The 15,773-nt window shown below is 76.1% G+C and carries 17 protein-coding genes; 14 read left to right on the top strand and 3 right to left on the bottom strand.

Annotated features, from left to right (window positions below; translation table 11 throughout):
- Positions 1–21: 21 nt before the first annotated feature.
- The 4 genes from PH189_RS01590 (at position 22) to PH189_RS01575 (ending at position 4,417) form a co-directional block, all read left to right on the top strand.
- Complete coding sequence (locus tag PH189_RS01590) at positions 22–927, top strand: universal stress protein (protein WP_274186977.1); 906 nt, start codon at positions 22–24, stop codon at positions 925–927.
- 71 nt (positions 928–998) lie between these two features.
- Positions 999–1,517 (top strand): MarR family winged helix-turn-helix transcriptional regulator, encoded by a 519-nt coding sequence (locus PH189_RS01585; RefSeq protein WP_274186976.1) that lies wholly within the window; start codon positions 999–1,001, stop codon positions 1,515–1,517.
- A 172-nt stretch (positions 1,518–1,689) separates the two neighbouring features.
- Positions 1,690–4,017 (top strand): phosphoenolpyruvate synthase, encoded by a 2,328-nt coding sequence (ppsA, locus tag PH189_RS01580; protein ID WP_274186975.1) that lies wholly within the window; start codon positions 1,690–1,692, stop codon positions 4,015–4,017.
- Positions 4,018–4,096: 79 nt separating this feature from the next.
- Positions 4,097–4,417 carry a dsRBD fold-containing protein gene (locus tag PH189_RS01575; RefSeq protein WP_274186974.1) on the top strand — a complete coding sequence of 107 codons (321 nt, stop codon included), beginning with the start codon at positions 4,097–4,099 and terminating at the stop codon, positions 4,415–4,417.
- Between the two features lie 22 nt (positions 4,418–4,439).
- Here PH189_RS01575 and PH189_RS01570 read toward each other — a convergent pair whose 3' ends face one another.
- Positions 4,440–5,006, bottom strand: coding sequence for a universal stress protein (locus PH189_RS01570; protein WP_274186973.1), 567 nt, complete (start codon positions 5,004–5,006; stop codon positions 4,440–4,442).
- A 197-nt stretch (positions 5,007–5,203) separates the two neighbouring features.
- Here PH189_RS01570 and PH189_RS01565 point away from each other — a divergent pair, with 197 nt between their 5' ends.
- Positions 5,204–5,881 carry a universal stress protein gene (locus PH189_RS01565; protein ID WP_274186972.1) on the top strand — a complete coding sequence of 226 codons (678 nt, stop codon included), beginning with the start codon at positions 5,204–5,206 and terminating at the stop codon, positions 5,879–5,881.
- Here PH189_RS01565 and PH189_RS01560 read toward each other — a convergent pair.
- Both PH189_RS01560 and PH189_RS30395 read right to left on the bottom strand, forming a co-directional pair.
- A complete protein-coding gene (locus PH189_RS01560) occupies positions 5,862–6,404 on the bottom strand; it encodes a universal stress protein (protein ID WP_274186971.1) in 543 nt (180 codons plus the stop codon). The two genes, PH189_RS01565 and PH189_RS01560, sit on opposite strands and share 20 nt — an antisense overlap.
- A complete protein-coding gene (locus tag PH189_RS30395) occupies positions 6,323–6,766 on the bottom strand; it encodes a pentapeptide repeat-containing protein (RefSeq protein ID WP_378015016.1) in 444 nt (147 codons plus the stop codon). Before PH189_RS30395 ends, PH189_RS01560 begins: the two co-directional genes overlap by 82 nt.
- A gap of 1,213 nt (positions 6,767–7,979) precedes the next feature.
- On the opposite strand from PH189_RS30395, the gene PH189_RS01550 reads away from it, so the two are divergent.
- The 9 genes from PH189_RS01550 to PH189_RS01510 all read left to right on the top strand — a co-directional run bounded on the left by PH189_RS01550 (position 7,980) and on the right by PH189_RS01510 (position 15,773).
- Positions 7,980–8,450, top strand: coding sequence for an Hsp20/alpha crystallin family protein (locus PH189_RS01550; RefSeq protein WP_274186969.1), 471 nt, complete (start codon positions 7,980–7,982; stop codon positions 8,448–8,450).
- A 175-nt stretch (positions 8,451–8,625) separates the two neighbouring features.
- Entirely contained in the window at positions 8,626–8,820 is a 195-nt protein-coding gene (locus PH189_RS01545) for a hypothetical protein (protein ID WP_274186968.1), read from the top strand.
- Positions 8,820–9,758 (top strand): universal stress protein, encoded by a 939-nt coding sequence (locus PH189_RS01540; protein ID WP_274186967.1) that lies wholly within the window; start codon positions 8,820–8,822, stop codon positions 9,756–9,758. Before PH189_RS01545 ends, PH189_RS01540 begins: the two co-directional genes overlap by 1 nt.
- 214 nt (positions 9,759–9,972) lie before the next feature.
- Entirely contained in the window at positions 9,973–10,353 is a 381-nt protein-coding gene (locus tag PH189_RS01535; RefSeq protein WP_274186966.1) for a hypothetical protein, read from the top strand.
- 305 nt (positions 10,354–10,658) lie between these two features.
- Positions 10,659–11,066 (top strand): DUF7144 family membrane protein, encoded by a 408-nt coding sequence (locus tag PH189_RS01530; protein WP_274186965.1) that lies wholly within the window; start codon positions 10,659–10,661, stop codon positions 11,064–11,066.
- A gap of 153 nt (positions 11,067–11,219) precedes the next feature.
- Complete coding sequence (locus tag PH189_RS01525) at positions 11,220–12,005, top strand: phosphoribosyltransferase (RefSeq protein ID WP_274186964.1); 786 nt, start codon at positions 11,220–11,222, stop codon at positions 12,003–12,005.
- Positions 12,002–13,792, top strand: coding sequence for an acetate--CoA ligase (gene acsA, locus PH189_RS01520; RefSeq protein WP_274186963.1), 1,791 nt, complete (start codon positions 12,002–12,004; stop codon positions 13,790–13,792). Before PH189_RS01525 ends, acsA begins: the two co-directional genes overlap by 4 nt.
- Before the next feature lie 83 nt (positions 13,793–13,875).
- Positions 13,876–14,802 carry a pyruvate dehydrogenase (acetyl-transferring) E1 component subunit alpha gene (gene pdhA, locus PH189_RS01515; RefSeq protein ID WP_378015018.1) on the top strand — a complete coding sequence of 309 codons (927 nt, stop codon included), beginning with the start codon at positions 13,876–13,878 and terminating at the stop codon, positions 14,800–14,802.
- Positions 14,799–15,773, top strand: coding sequence for an alpha-ketoacid dehydrogenase subunit beta (locus PH189_RS01510; RefSeq protein WP_274186961.1), 975 nt, complete (start codon positions 14,799–14,801; stop codon positions 15,771–15,773). The genes pdhA and PH189_RS01510 overlap by 4 nt, the downstream gene beginning before the upstream one ends.

Genomic DNA, 15,773 nt, shown 5'->3' with positions numbered 1-15,773 from the left:
GTGAGGACGAGGAGGTGGGCCGTGTCGGATCCGAGGGTCTCCGCGCCGGTGGGCGCCCCCGCACCAGCAGCACCGACGCCCCGGGCGGGTGCCGACGTCGTGGTGGGCGTGCCCCTCGGGGGACGGGCCCGAGCCGCGGTCCACTGGGCCGCCGCCGAGGCCCGGGACCGCGGCGTCGCGCTCCGGCTGGTGCACGGGCTGGTGGTCCCCCGCGGGGGCTATCCGGGGCGCTCGTTCGTCGGCGTCGACGCCGAGCGGGGCCTCTTCTCCCTGGCCCGGCAGGAACTGCGCGACATGCGGCTCGTCGCCCGCGACGTCGCCCCGGACGTCCCGATCGTCGAGGACCTCGTCGAGAGCGATCCTGTCGCGGTGCTGCGGGCCCAGGCGCGCGTCGCCTCCCTGCTCGTCCTCGGCAGCGACGGGTTCGGCAGGCTCGGCGAGCTCGCCCTGGGCAGGACCACCCGGGGCCTCGCCGGTGAGGTCGCCATTCCGGTCGTCCTCGTGCCCCACCACTGCGACGCGCAGGCGCGCGAGAGGGCGGAGGGTCACGCCCCCGTCGTGGTCGGGGACGACGGCACGGAGGGCTGTCGGGCCGCTCTGCGGTTCGCCGCTGTCCGGGCCGTGTCCCGCGGGGCTCCCCTGGTGGTGGTGCGGGCGGGCAAGGACGTGCGGCTGCTCGACGAGGACGTCCCCGAGCTGGGCTCGGAGCGTCCGGTCGGAGTCCGTGTCGTCCTCGCCGAGGAGCGCGCGGACCGGGTGCTGGCCGACCAGGCCCGCGACGCGGAGCTCGTGGTCCTCGGGGTGGGGGAGCACGGCCGGCTGCGGCATCGCCGCCCGCGGACGCGCCCCGGCCTCGTGCGGAGGGCGACGTGCCCGGTGGCGATCGTGCCCCCGGGTCCGGGCGGGCGCTCCGGGGCCTCACGGTAGCTCCGGCTCCGGCCCCGGCTCCCCGTGTCGCCCCGCCGACCGCCCGCCCGATGTCGAGAGTGGGAGGTGCCGTGGACACCAGTCGGACGGACATGCCCGACCGGATGCGTGACCTGGTGCTGGCCGTCGACGCCTACCGCCGGGCCTTCGCGGACGTGCTCGGGCTCGGGGTCGGCGAGGTGCTCACGCTGGCGGATCTCGGCCGGCAGGGCCCCGTTCCGGTGTCGCTGCTCGCCGCCCGACTGGGAGTGAGCGCGCCGGCAGGCACGGCGCTCGTCGACCGGATGCAGACGCGGGGCCTGGCGGCGCGGCGTCCCCATCCGACCGATCGACGCAGCACGCTCGTCGACCTGACCCCGCGCGGTCGTCGCGTCGCCGAGATCATGGGGCGTCTCTTCCGGGAGGACGTCCACACGGCCCTCGAGGACGTGCCGATCGACCACCTCGACGAGCTGGCCGAGATGCTCGATCAGCTCGCCGCAGCCCTCCGCCTCCGAGCCGGCGACGTCAACCACCTGCGTCGTCGGCTCCTGCGCGAGGACACCGCCGATCCCGGCGTGCCCGACTCGGACGAGGGCGCACCCGCGTGATCGTCACGCTCCTGCTCGACGCCCTCGACCGCCGGGTGAGGGCCACCGGACAGCTCACCGGGCGGGACCTTCCGCCCGGCGGTGGGGGGCCGCCCGCCCCTGGGCGCAGGCGGGCACGACGGGTGACGGTCGGCCGACGTCGCCGTGCACGTCCACCCGGTCGGGAGGCCCCATGACCACCACCACCGAGCGTCCGACCACCGCCGTGCGGCCCCTCGCCGAGGTGCGCGCCCGCGACGCGGGGGACGTCGGTGGCAAGGCCGCCCACCTCGGTGAGCTGATCGCCGCGGGGTTCCCCGTACCCGACGGGTTCGTCCTGCCGGCGGAGTCCTACCGGTCGGCGATGGATGCCGCCGGCATCCGCGCCGCCCTCGCGACCGGTCACGAGGAGGCGCTGACCGCCGGGCCCGAGCGCCTGCCGGAGCTGTGCACCGCGCTGGCGGAGAAGGTGCGCGGGGCGGGGATGCCCCCGGCGCTCGCCGACCACGTCCGCGCCGCGTGGGATCGCCTGGGCGCCCCCGTCGTCGCCGTCCGCTCGTCGGCCGTGGGCGAGGACGGCGCGGAGGCGTCCTTCGCCGGGATGAACTCCACCTTCACCAACGTCCGCGACGCGGACGAGCTGGTGACCCGCATCGTCGACTGCTGGGCCTCCCTGTTCGGTGCCCGCGTGGTGGCGTACCGGGCCGCGCGGGGCCTCACCGCGGAGCCCGCGATCGCGGTGGTCGTGCAGACCATGGTCGCCGCCGACCGGGCCGGGGTGGCGTTCACGGCCGATCCGCGCACGGGCGAGCGCGACCTCGTGCTCATCGAGGCGGCTCTCGGCCAGGGCGAGGTCGTGGTGAGCGGGGCCGTCGAGCCGGACACCTACGAGGTCGTGGCCGACGGGCTGCGGCTGCGCTCGATGCGCGTCGGGATGCAGACCCATGCGGTCGTGCGCGGACCCGACGGGGCCGACCTCACCGTCGCCCTGGAGCCGGACCGCGGCGGTGCCCCGGTGCTCGCCCTCGCCGAGATCATGGACGTCGCCGCGCTCGCCCGCCGCGTCGAGGAGCACTACGGACGACCGCAGGACGTCGAGTGGGCCTACGCGGGCGACCGGCTCCGGCTGCTCCAGGCCCGCCCGATCACCACGGGGCTCGAGGGTCACCGGGCCGCCGGAGACCCGGGCGAGGTCCTGCTGCGCGGCCTCCCCGCTGCTCCGGGTCGCGTGTCCGGCCCGGTCCGTGTCCTGCGGTCGCCCGACGAGGGCGGGGCGCTGCAGCAGGGGGAGCTGCTCGTCGCACCGCTGACCAACCCGGACTGGCTGCCGACGCTGCGCCGCGCCGCGGGCGTGGTGACCGACACCGGGGGTGCGACGTGCCACGCGGCGATCGCCGCGCGCGAGCTCGGCCTGCCGTGCGTCGTCGGGACCCGCCGGGCGACGGACATCCTCGCCGACGGGCGGATCGTCACCGTCGACGGCGCCACCGGGGAGATCACCGACGGCGATCGCACGTCCCGCGGCACCGTCGCGACGACGCCCTCCGCTGCGGTCGCGGTGCGGCCGGGCGTGGCCTCCGCCCCCGTAGCCGGGCCGGCGGGCGCTCCCACGCCGCTCGGCACCGAGATCCACGTGAACCTCGCCCTGCCCGAGGCGGCCGCGCGAGTCGCGGCCCGACCGGACGTGGACGGCGTCGGTCTGCTCCGCGCGGAGTTCCTGCTGACCGCCGCGCTCGACGGCGTGCATCCGCGTGAGGTAGTGGCCCGCGGGGAGCAGGAGCGCTTCGTCAACCGCGTGGCCGAGTCGGTGGGCACCATCGCCGCTGCGTTCGCGCCGCGTCCCGTCGTGTACCGGACCACCGACCTGCGCAGCAACGAGTTCCGCGGGCTGGCCGGGGGAGAGCGCCACGAGCCGTCCGAGAACAACCCGATGCTGGGCTTCCGCGGGGCCTACCGCTACCTGCGCGAGCCCGAGGTGTTCGCCCTGGAGCTGCGGGCTCTCGCCCGCGTCCGCGAGCAGCACCCGAGCCTGCACGTGATGCTGCCGTTCGTCCGCACGCGATGGGAGCTCGAGGGCTGCCTCGAGCTGATCGACGCGAGTCCCCTCGGACGGCAGCGCGGCCTGCAGCGGTGGCTGACCGCCGAGGTGCCCTCGGTCGTCTTCCGGCTCCCCGAGTACCTCGGGTGCGGCATCGACGGGGTCTCGATCGGCAGCAACGACCTCACCCAGCTCGTGCTCGGGGTCGACCGCGACAGCGACCGGTGCGCCGAGGTCTACGACGAGGGCGACGCCGCCGTCGTCGACGCCATCGAGCGGATCATCGCCACGGCGCGCCGCCTCGGCGCTCCGTCCTCCCTGTGCGGCCAGGCGCCGACCCGTCGCCCGGAGTTCGCCGAGATCCTGGTGCGCGCCGGTATCACGGCGATCTCGGTCGACCCCCACGCCGTCGACGGTGTGCGGGCGGCCGTCGGGCGGGCCGAGCGCCGGGTGCTGCTCGACGCCGCCCGCGAGCGACCCTGAGCCCGGCGGGACCTCCGGCCCCCCGATCCCGGTCCGGCGGCCCCGTGCCTCTCCGGGCGGACCGCAGGAGGGTCACTGCATGACGACGACCAGGACGTGGACGGTCACCCTGACCTTCGAGGACGAGCACGAGGACGAGAACGGCAGCGCCACCTGGGCCCGTGCCGTGCTCGACAGCGCACCCGACGACGTCCTCGGCCCGGGGGAGGTGCTGGCGGTCGAGGGCCGGGCCGTGCGGTGGCCGCACCATCCCTCGGTCACGCTCATCGGGCGGCAGATGGCCGCGGCGCGGGCGCTCGTGGAGCTGGGTCACCGCCTCGGCGACCGCGCCGTCGACGACGCCTTCGCGAACGCCTACGGACGTCCGGCCCTGGGGCCGGTCGCGGCGTCAGGGTCCTGACGGGAACCGGGCGGCCGTCCGGTCACGGCTCCTGTCGCCGGCCCACGGCGACCGGCTCGGGGCCCGCGGCCGCCGACCGCACCATGCGGTGCGGGATCACGAGCACCGGGACCGGCGACTCGCGCACGCAGCGGGCGCTCACGGAACCGAGGACGGCCGAGGCGGCGCGTCCGCGTCCGCGGGACCCCACGACGAGGAGGTCCGCGTCGGCGGCCGCGTGGAGGAGGATGCCCGCCGAGTCGGGCCCCTGGCGCAGGTGGACGTCGACGTGCGCGGCGTCCTGGCCCAGGAGACCGGTGAGGACCCCGGTGAGGTGGAGCCGAGCGACCCCCTCGAGCTCGGCCAGGTGAGGGCCGGTGGGCTGGTCGTCGGCGGCCACCGCCGTGTCCCAGACGTCGCGGATCTTCCAGGCCCACACGACCCGGAGGGCGCTCCCGGTCGGTCGGGCCAGCGAGGCGGCCCAGCGCACGGCCTCGACGGACTCCTCCGAGCCGTCGTAGCCGGCGACGACCAGGGCGATCTCCTCGGCCCGGGCCGTGTGCCCGCTCGCGGCGGCGGGTGCGGCGCGGCCCGACGGCTCCTCGTTCATCGGGCCAGGATGTCCGCCCACGCCGGAGGACAGCAGAGGCGTTCGACCGGTGTCGCCCGGGTCTCGTAGCCCTGCCCGGGCCGCAGGGAGGGGAAGGACGGCCCTCCAGGGTCGGGACCGGAGCCTCTGACGCCCCGCGCGGGTGGGCGCGAGGGTGCGGGGCCGGGGTCGCACGTCGCCCGTTCTGAGGAGCCAGCATGTCCACCTTCACCGTCGGCGCCATCGTGTGGATCGTCGCGGGGGTGCTGGCGGCGCTCGTCCTCCTGGGCCGGCAGGGCTACCGCGACTGGCGCTGGTACGTCCTCGGCGCCGTGTTCGGCCCGCTGTTCATCCCGATCGCCGCCGAGCGGGCGAACCGCTCCGTGGCGGTCGTCGAGTCCAGCGAGCAGGCCCCCGGCAGCGGGACGTCGATCGTGGTCGGCGTCGACGGATCGGCCGGCGCGGACCAGGCGGTACGCCTCGCCGCGACGTTGTTCGACACCGCGCGGGTGCGCGTCGTCCTGGTGAGCGTCGTGGATCCCGACGCGGCCGACGGTCCGCAGGACGACCCGCGCCGGGTGCGTGCCAGGGCGACGCTCGTCGAGCGCGCCGCGTGGTTCCGGCCCGCGGCACCCGCAGGCCACGTGACGATCGAGGTGGTCGCGGGTCAGCCCGCCCGGGCCCTCGAGGCCGTGGCCGAGGCGAAGGGCGCGTCCATGATCGTGCTGGGACGTCGTGGGGCGGGCCTGACCCGGCACGTGCTCGGTGACGTGGCCACCCGGCTCGGCCGGCACGCGACGGTCCCGGTCCTGCTCGCCGCTCCTCCGGAGGGCTCCCGCGTCGGCGATGCGGGGTCGGACGGGCGCGGGACGATCGTCACGCTCGGCCCGGTGTGACGCCGACCGGCACGATGCGGACGGTGCAGCGCGCGTGCCGCAGACAGTCCGCGGCCACCGAGAGCGCCCCGGCGTACCGCGCCTCGGCCCGCCGCGCCGTGCCGATCACCAACAGCTCCGCCCGTGTCGACGCCTCCGCCAGGACGCCCCGGGCGGTTCCGGGGGCCACCTCGCACGTCACGCGCCTGTCCACGTCCCCGGGCTCGGCCCCGGTGAGCGCGCGCGTCACGGTGTCCACCAGCGCCTCCAGGGCGCTCTCGCGCAGCGTGGCCGCCGTGGGTGGCGGTGGCGGTGGCGGTGGCGGCGAGCCGGGCACGACGGCCCAGAAGTCGGGCGGCTCGTACGCGGTGAGGGCGAGCAGCCCGACACCGCGGCGTCGCGCCTCCCGGTAGCCCTCCACGATCTCGGGGTGTGGCCCGGTTCCCGGGGCCACGCCCACGATCACGCCCGCGCCGTCGGACCACACCGCGTCGCCCCCCGTCCCCGGAAGCCCCGGCCGTTCCGGGCCGGTCCCCGCGGACACCTCGCCCGTCCTCCCGTTCCCGGCGCCGGGGCGACGAGCGGTGTCGGTGTGCTCACCGCGATCCTCGCGTCCCGGTGACCACGTCGGTGCCGTCGCCGGGCCCGGTGGTCCCGGAGTCCGGCACCGTGGTCTCCGACGAGGTCGGCTCGGACGAGGTCGGCTCGGACGAGATCGGCTCGGACGAGGTCGGCTCGGACGAGGTCGGCTCGGACGAGGTCGGCTCGGGAGAGGTCGACGATGCCCGCGTCGGCGTCGGTGTGCGCGACGCGGTAGGCGGCGTGGAGGTCGGCGCGCTCGTCGGCGTCGTGCGCTCCGTGGTGTGCTCCGTGGTGTGCTCCGTCGTGTCCGGTCCGGGCGTCCACGCGGTGGTCGCCGGAGGACGTCCGGGGTCGTGGTCCCGGTGCGTCGCGGCGGAGGCGACGGGGGACACCCCGCCGGTGAGGACGGTCGGCTCGCGCCCCGTGGGACGACCCGGCGAGGGGGCCGCCGCAGCGGGGGGATCCTGCTCGCGGGGAGCCAGGGTGGCCGACGCGCCGTCGGCCGGAGCGTGGTCGAACGCCGCCGCCGTCGTCGCGCCGAGCACCACCGCGCCCGCGGCCACGGCGATCGCCGCTCCGCGCACGAGGCGGGCGGTCGTCGCGGCGCCGTGCGGCGTCGGGCGGACCCCGTCACGACAGGACGCGAGCCCCACCGCCACCTCGTCGATCGTCGGACGGACCCGCGGGTCGTGCGCCGTCATCCCGCGCGCCATCGCGCGCACCGCGCGCGCCTCGCGGCCCCACGGGGAACGCAGACGGGCCTCGAGCAGCATCCGACCGAGGGCGTACACGTCGGAGGAGGGCCGCGCCGGCCCGCCGTCCTGCTCCGGTGCCCGGTAGGCGGCGTCGCCGGGGAGGCCGGACCACCGCTCGACCAGCTCGGCGAGCCCGCACTCGGCGATCATGGGACGGGCGCCGCCGAGGAGGACCCGGTCGGGGGTCAGCGCGCCGTGCGCCGCGCCGTGCCGATGGACGGGCCCGAGCGCCTCGGCCGCCCGGCTCACGAGGCCGGCGAGCTCGGTCGGATCGAGTCGCTCCTCCAGGCGCGTGGCGAGTGTCGGTCCCGGCACCAGCTGGCACACCAGGAAGACCTCGCGGCCGTGCACCCCGCCGTCGTAGAGCTCGACGAGTCCCGGTCGGTGCAGGTGTGCCGGGGTCACGGGCAGCGTCGGTTCGGTCGCCGCGGGACCGGCAGCACTGTGGGAGGTGTCACGGTCGACGAGGAGCACGGCGACGGCCCGGCGGAGCCGGGTGTCCCACCCGTGGTGGACGCGTCGGCGTCCGTCGGCGTCCCGGAGCCCGCCGAGCCGATAGCGCCCCGCGATCAGCGTGCCCTCGGCGTCCCCGACGACCCGGGTGTCGACCTCGTCCACCGCGTCCTCCCCGCTCGTCCTGGTCACGAGTCTCGGAGCGCCGCGGGCAGCAGGGCACGGCCGCACGCCCCGCGCCCGGAGGGCCGGACGACGCCGGTCGCGGGTCCTTCGACCCTGGGGGTGGATCGGGCCGGGTCGGAACGTCGGGCCCGGAGGTGGAGAACATGTCATTGATCCGACGCCAGACACCCACGAGCTCGGCCGACGTCTTCCGACAGTTCGACCGGATGTTCGACGACTGGATGCGCGCCCTTCCCCTGCGGGCGTGGGAGCCGCCCGCGATGCGGGCCCCCGAGGAGGTGATCAAGGTCGACGAGTACCGGGAGAACGGTGACCTAATGATCAAGGCCGAGATGCCGGGTATCGACCCGGACAAGGACCTCAGCCTGACCGTCGCCGACGGGATCCTCGACCTCCGCGCCGAACGCAGGGTCGCGGAGGACACCGAGGACAAGGGCTACCACCGGCACGAGCTGCGCTACGGCACCTTCGCCCGCCGCCTGCCCCTGCCCGACGGTGTGGACCCCTCGGCGGTGGCCGCGTCCTACAAGGACGGGATCCTCACGGTCCGTGTCCCGATGCCCGAGCCGGCCGCGGGCGAGGAACCCACGACCATCGCCATCGAGAAGGGCTGAGTCCCGCCACCCGGGCCGGGCCGCCGACGGCGGCCCGGCCCGGGCGTGCGGGAGGTGGCGCGGACGCAGCGACCATCGGCCCGCCCGACGGGGCCCGGAGGACCCGGGCGCCGGCGGGCGTCACCACCCACCCTCGCCTCGGACGAGGAAGGCCCGCCGAGGACAGGAGAGCACGATGGACGCGGAACGCAGGGTGGCCGATCACGGCGGAGTGGTGTTCGGTCGGGCGGACGCCGCCGGTGACGTCCGGGACTTCGAAGGGGTGCACGTCGGGCGGGTGATCGACGACGGTGTCGTCGAGGACTTCGCCCACGTGCACATCGGGGCCGTCGTCGGCACGCGGGCTCCCCGCCACGCCGCGGCCGCCTGATGGCTGACATGTCGGGCGACGCCGGGACGGGCCGGCCCGTGGTGGTGGGTGCCGACGGCTCCGAGTCGGCGCTGCGCGCCGTCCGATGGGCCGCCCGCACGGCCGCGTCCCGAGGCCGGGACCTGCACGTCGTGCACGCCTACGGCGCGGTCGACGCCTCCCTCGTCGCCGACGCCTCGCTGTGGCGCCGCTACGAGCAGGATCTCCTCGAGCACGCCCGCGAGATCGCCGCACGGGCCGTGGCGGTGGCGCACGAGGCGGCCCCGTCGGTGACCGTCACGAAGGAGGTCGTGGACGGCCCGGCCGCAGCGGCCCTGCTCGAGCGGGCGGACGATGCCCTGCTCGTGGTGGGTGAGCAGGGCTCCAGCGGACTCGGCGGCACGCTCGTCGGGTCGGTCGCCTCGTCGGTGGCGGCCCACGCCGTGGGCCCGGTCGTCGTGGTCCGCGGCGACGAGCCCACCGAGCCCAGCGCACCCGTGGTCGTCGGGGTCGACGGCTCGCCGGCCAGCGACGCCGCGATCGATTTCGCCGTCGCGGCCGCGGACCTCGCGAGCTGCTCGCTGGTCGCGGTCCACACGTGGTGGGACCCGCTCTTCGACCCGGTGACGGAGCCGCTGCTGGGCTGGGACGCGATCGTCGACGACGAGAGGCGGGTGCTCGCCGAGCAGCTCGCCGGCCGCTCGGCGACGCACCCCGATCTCGTGGTGTCCACCGTGGTGGAGCGCTCCCACCCCTCCCGGACGTTGCTCGACCGCGCCCGCGGAGCGCGCCTCCTGGTCGTCGGGTCGCGTGGCCGCGGGGGGTTCGCCGGACTCCTTCTCGGTTCGGTGGGCCGTGCGATGGTGCACCGGGCACCCTGCCCCGTCGCGATCGTCCCCCCGCCCGGCGGCGGGTCCGTGCGACGGGCCGAGGCGCGTGCCGAGGTCGCCGCACGGTGATCCGAGCCGGGTCCCGGCCCGCGCCGGGACCCGGGTCGGGGCCGGCCCGGTCCGCACGCGCCGCCGCACGGCACGCCCGCCGCGGCCCGGGGCGCACCTCCCCGCACCCGGGACGTTCGACCCTGCCGACCCGGGTTCGCGCCCGTCCACGGTGACGAGGTCGCCACGGCGCCACCGACCGGCGCCGTCCCGGGAAGGACCACGACAGGACGTGATGACCTCTCGACGCCCGCCCGGCCCCGCGCCGGGCGCACCCCTCCGCACCGCCGCGCACGGCGGCCACCACGACACCGCCCGCGCCACCGCCGCCGCCGTGGCGCGCCTCTCCGCGGAGTTCCCGGCCCAGTGCGCCGCGGTCGTGTCCCGCACGGTGGATCAGTGCCGGCGCGACCTCGACGGGGCGCCACCCGGAGCGCTGCCGGAACTGCTCGAGAGGCTGGCCCGGCAGCGGCTGCAGGACAGCGCCCCCGGGAGGCTCCCGCCGCGCGGTGCGAGCCGACCGGGACCGCCGGCCGCTCTCACGGGGGGAGGCGAGCGCAGCCGACGGGCCGGCGGCCGCCGGAGCACGGGGCCGTCGGCGACGGAGGAACTCTAGGTCGGCCCTCCCTCGCCGACGATCACCCGAGGGTCGCAACTGCGGCCAAGGATCTCTGCGGCGAGGGCGGCCCGCGAGCGACCCGCCGGGCGTCTCGCCACCGGTCCCCGTCGGGGTCGAGCCGAGCCGGGACCGTGGGCGCGCCCGGAGGGGCCGTTGGTCCCTGCCCGGCCCCGGGGGGTGGCGGGACGGTCCACTCGACGAGTTCCGTCGTCTCGCCGGGAGGTGGAGAAGTCATGACCGACCAGAAGACCGATCCGAGGGAGAACCGAGGGGCACCGGGTACCGGTACGGGTCCGGCTCCGATGCGGACCGGACCCGGATGGAGTGGGGCGGCCGGATGGGTGCGCTTCGGCGCCGTCGTGATGGTGATCGTCGGTGTCTTCGGCGTGATCGAGGGCCTGGTCGCCGTGCTGAGCCCGTCGTACTACATCACCGTCGGCGGCGCAGTGTTCGTGCTGTCGCTGGCGGGATGGGGATGGGTGCACCTGGCACTCGGCGCGCTCGTCGCGATCGTCGGAGCGAGCCTGCTGGGCGACGCGCCGAGCTGGGCCCGCGGGACGGCGGTCGGCCTCGTGGCGCTCTCCGCGATCCTGCACCTGACGTTCGTCGCCGCCGCGCCGGTGTGGTCGATCCTCGTGATCGCCCTCGACGTGATCGTCCTCTACGCCCTGATCACGACCTGGGACGAGCCTCTGCGTACGGGGCGCTGACGCCGCGTCCGGTCGGCCCCCGGGCCGGCCGGACGGAGCGTGTGTGCCGGGCGGTACGCCGCAGCTCGGTCCGTGGTCCTGCCGGGAGCGAGTGGGCGGCGGGAGTGTTCGACCGGCGACGGCCGCCGCCGGCATCGCGAGGCGGGAGAGACCATGATCGAGCAGACGACGCGCGGAGACTCCGCCGGCGGCCACGCCGGCCCGGAGGGAACCGGAGCGTGGGACGAGGGGGCGGCCGTGAGGTTCGCCGACCGTGCGGACGCCGGGAGGCGCCTGGCCCGCCGGCTGGGCCATCTCGCCGGGCAGGACGTCGTGGTCCTCGGTCTCCCGCGCGGCGGAGTGCCCGTCGCGGCACCCGTCGCCGCGTCGCTCGATGCGCCGCTGGACGTCCTCGTCGTCCGGAAGCTCGGCGTCCCCTTCCGGCCGGAGCTCGCGCTGGGGGCCATCGGTGAGGGCGGTGCCCTCGTGCTCGACGAGCGGGTCGCCCGCGCCGTGCACGCCGGGGTGGACGTGATCGAGGGGCTGGAGCGTCGCGAGCGGCCACTCCTGGAACGGGCCACCCGGCGCTACCGGGCGGTGCGGGACCTCGAGCCGGTCGCCGGGCGCACGGTGGTGATCGTCGACGACGGCGTGGCCACCGGGTCCACGGCCCGGGTCGCGTGCCGGGTCGCCCGCGCCCGGGGTGCGCTCCGAGTGGTCGTTGCGGTGCCGACCTGCGCCCGGTCGGCGGTGGACGCCCTGCGTCCCGAGGCGGACGAGCTGATCGTGCTCGAGCGGTCCCCCCGCCACAGGTCGGTGGCGGACAGCTACGACGACTTCACGCCCGTGAGCGAGGCCGAGGTCGTCGCCGCGTTGACCCACCAGCCCGCTGCGGGGTCCACCGGCGACCCCGTGGATCGCGGCCCGCAGACCGACGCGTCGGCCGAGGGCGCGCCGTGACCGCCGCGCGGGTCGGCGGGGACCGCGGCGCGATTCCCAAGTCCGAGGCGGTACGGCGGGCTGCGCGCATGCCCGACTACGCCCGGGCCCGCCGGACGTTCTCGTGGTCCGGTGCACGCGCGCAGATGAGCGGTCTGCCCGACGGCCGCGGCCTCAACATCGCCCACGAGGCGGTGGACCGGCACGCCGCCACCCGGCCGGACGCGGTGGCGCTCCGGGTGGTCGACGGGAACGGGGCGACCGTCGAGGTCACCTACTCCGAGCTGCGCCGCCGGACGAACCGCTTCGCCGACGTCCTGCGGGGCCTCGGGATGTGCCGCGGCGACCGGGTCTTCACGCTCCTTCCGCGCACCCTCGATCTCTACGTGGTCGCACTCGGGACGCTCAAGGCCGGCTGTGTGCTCTCCCCGCTGTTCTCCGCCTTCGGCCCGGAGCCGGTCGCCCAACGGCTCCGGCTCGGCGAGGGCCGCGTCCTCGTCACCACACCCCGGTTGCACGACCGGCGGGTCCGGCCCGTGCGCGACGGGCTGCCGGCCCTGCAGCACGTGCTGCTCTCCGGCGACGGCGTGCCGGGGGAGTCGGACGCATCCTCGCTGGCGGCGGCGCTGGCGGGTGCCGACGAGGAGTTCGTCATCCCGCCCACCGACCCCGAGGACGTGGCGTTGCTGCATTTCACCAGCGGCACCACGGGCACTCCCAAGGGCGCGGTGCACGTGCACGAGGCCGTGGTCGCCCACCACGCGACGGCGGCCCACGCCCTGGACCTCGGCGCCGACGACGTCTTCTGGTGCACGGCCGACCCCGGCTGGGTGACCGGGACGTCCTACGGGACCATCGCGCCGCTCACCCACGGAGCGACGCTGCTCGTCGACGAACGCGACTTCGACGCCGAACGCTGGTACCGGACTCTCGCCGAACAGCGCATCTCCGTCTGGTACACCGCGCCGACCGCCCTGCGCCTGCTCGCCCGCCACGGTGCCGCGGCCGTGGCGCGCCACGACCTCTCGGCGCTGCGGCACGTCGCGAGCGTCGGCGAGCCCCTGAACGCCGAGGTCGTCCGCTGGTCGTACGAGGTTCTCGGGACCCCGGCGCACGACAACTGGTGGCAGACCGAGACCGGCGCGATCATGATCAGCAACTACGCCGCCGAGGAGGTCCGTCCCGGCTCGATGGGGCGCCCGATGCCCGGGATCGAGGCCGGCGTGCTCGAGCGCGGCCCCGACGGCCGTGCTCTCCGCGGACCCGCCGGCGTCAGCGAGGTGACCGCACCCGACATCGAGGGCGAGCTGGCGCTGCGCGCCGGCTGGCCCTCGATGTTCCGGGGCTACCTGCACGAGGACGAGCGCTACGCGGCGTCGTTCGCCGACGGCTGGTACCTCACCGGCGACGTCGTCCGGCGGGACGCGGACGGGTGGTTCTGGTTCGCAGGTCGCGCCGACGACGTCATCAAGACCGCCGGTCACCTGGTGGGCCCGTTCGAGGTGGAGAGCGCCCTGATGGCCCATCCCGCGGTGGCCGAGGCGGCCGTCATCGGCACGCCCGACCCCGTGGCGGGCGAGCTGGTCAAGGCCTTCGTGACCCTTCGCCCCGGATGGACCCCCGACGACGCCCTGCACGACGAGCTGCTCGCCTTCGGGCGCCGCCGACTCGGGAGCGTCGCCCCGCGCGAGATCACCGTCGCCCCGGACCTGCCCCACACCCGCAGCGGGAAGATCCTTCGGCGGCTGCTCAGGGCCCGCGAGCTCGGGCTGCCCGAGGGCGACCTGTCCACCGTGGAGACGCCGTGACGACCGCCCCGGAGACCACGCCCGACCCGCTCCCGGACGCCGAGGAGCTCCCCGAGGACGCCCGGGTGGGCCCGCTGCGCGCGATGGCGCGCATCCGCCGCTTCGAGGAGCGCTGCGTCGAGCTCTACAGCGCCGAGCGGATACGGGGGTTCATGCACCTGTGCATCGGCGAGGAGGCCGTGGCCGTCGGGCTGATGGGCGCGCTCGCCGACGAGGACGCCGTGGTCTCCACGTACCGCGAGCACGGGCACGCCCTCGCCCGCGGCCTGCCGATGACCTCGGTGCTGGCCGAGATGTTCGGCCGCGTCACCGGCTGCAGCCGGGGTCGCGGCGGCTCGATGCACCTGTTCGACGCCGGTCGGCGCTTCTACGGCGGCAACGCCATCGTCGGCGGCGGGCTGCCGGTGGCGGTCGGCCTCGCCCTCGCCGACGCGATGCGTGGGCGATCCGCCGTCACCGCCTGCCTGTTCGGAGACGGGGCCGTCGCCGAGGGCGAGTTCCACGAGTGCCTGAACCTGGCGGCGCTGTGGCACCTGCCGGTGATCTTCTGCTGCGAGAACAACCGGTACGCCATGGGCACCGCGCTCGAGCGCGAGCACGCGCAGACCGATCTCGCCCTCCGTGCTGCCGCCTACGGGATGCCCGCCTGGCCGGTGGACGGCATGGACGTCGAGGCCGTGGCCCTCGCCGCGGAGCGGGCCGCGGCGATCGTCCGGGCCGGCGCCGGACCGTGCTTCCTCGAGCTGCGGACGTACCGCTTCCGCGCCCACTCGATGTACGACTCCGATCGCTACCGGGAGCGCGCCGAGGTGACGCGGTGGAAGGAGCGCGACCCGGTGGACCTGCTGCGGGAGCGCCTGGTGGCCGAGGGGCGCCTGGACGACGAGCGCTGGACCCGGCTCGTCGCGCAGGTGGACGAGGAGATCGAGGACGCCGTGCTTGCCGCCGAGGCGGCTCCGATCGAACCGGTCGAGGACCTGGAGCGGTTCGTCTACTCGGAGCCGTCGTGAGCCTCCGGCGCCAGACCTACCGCGAGGCGCTGCGGGAGGCGCTGGCCGAGGCGCTGCGGTCCGACGACCGGGTGTTCCTCATGGGGGAGGACGTCGGCCGCTACGGCGGATGCTTCGCGGTGAGCCTGGGTCTGCTCGAGGAGTTCGGGCCCGACCGCGTCCGTGACACCCCGCTGTCCGAGTCGGCGTTCGTCGGCGCCGGGATCGGCGCGGCGCTCGGGGGACTCCGCCCGATCGTCGAGATCATGACGGTGAACTTCAGCCTGTTGGCGCTCGACCAGATCCTCAACAACGCCGCGACCCTCTCGCACATGTCGGGAGGGCAGCTCGCCGTGCCCCTGGTGATCCGGATGACGACGGGCGCCGGTCGTCAGCTCGCGGCCCAGCACTCCCACAGCCTCGAGGGCTGGTACGCCCACATCCCGGGCCTGCGCGTGGTGGCCCCGGCCACCGTGGCCGACGCCCGCGGCATGCTCGCCCCGGCCCTGGCGAGCCCCGATCCGGTGCTGCTGTTCGAGCACGCCGGGCTGTACGCGAGCGAGGGGGAGACCAACGGTGCCGCGGTCGGGCTCGACGGCGCCGTCGTGCGTCGGCCCGGCACCGACGTCTCGCTCGTGACCTACGGGGGCATGCTGCCGACGACCGCGGCCGCGGCCGAACGACTCGACACCGAGGGGATCAGCGCCGAGGTCGTCGACCTGCGGTCCCTCCGTCCGCTCGACGCGGACACCGTGCTCGGTTCGGTGCGCCGGACCCACCGTCTCGTGGTCGTCGACGAGGGGTGGCGCAGCGGGAGCCTCTCCGCCGAGGTCGCGGCCCGCGTCGCGGAGCAGGCCTTCTACGACCTGGACGCCCCGCCCGAGCGGGTGTGTTCCGCGGAGGCGCCGGTGCCCTACGCGGCGCACCTGGAGCGCGCGGCGCGGCCGGCCGTCGAGGACGTCGTCGCCGCAGCCCACCGGACGACGGGATGA

Origin of the sequence: Actinomycetospora chibensis, from assembly GCF_028737215.1 — a bacterium.
Lineage (GTDB): Bacteria > Actinomycetota > Actinomycetes > Mycobacteriales > Pseudonocardiaceae > Actinomycetospora > Actinomycetospora chibensis.
This window is presented reverse-complemented; position numbering and strand designations above follow the sequence as displayed.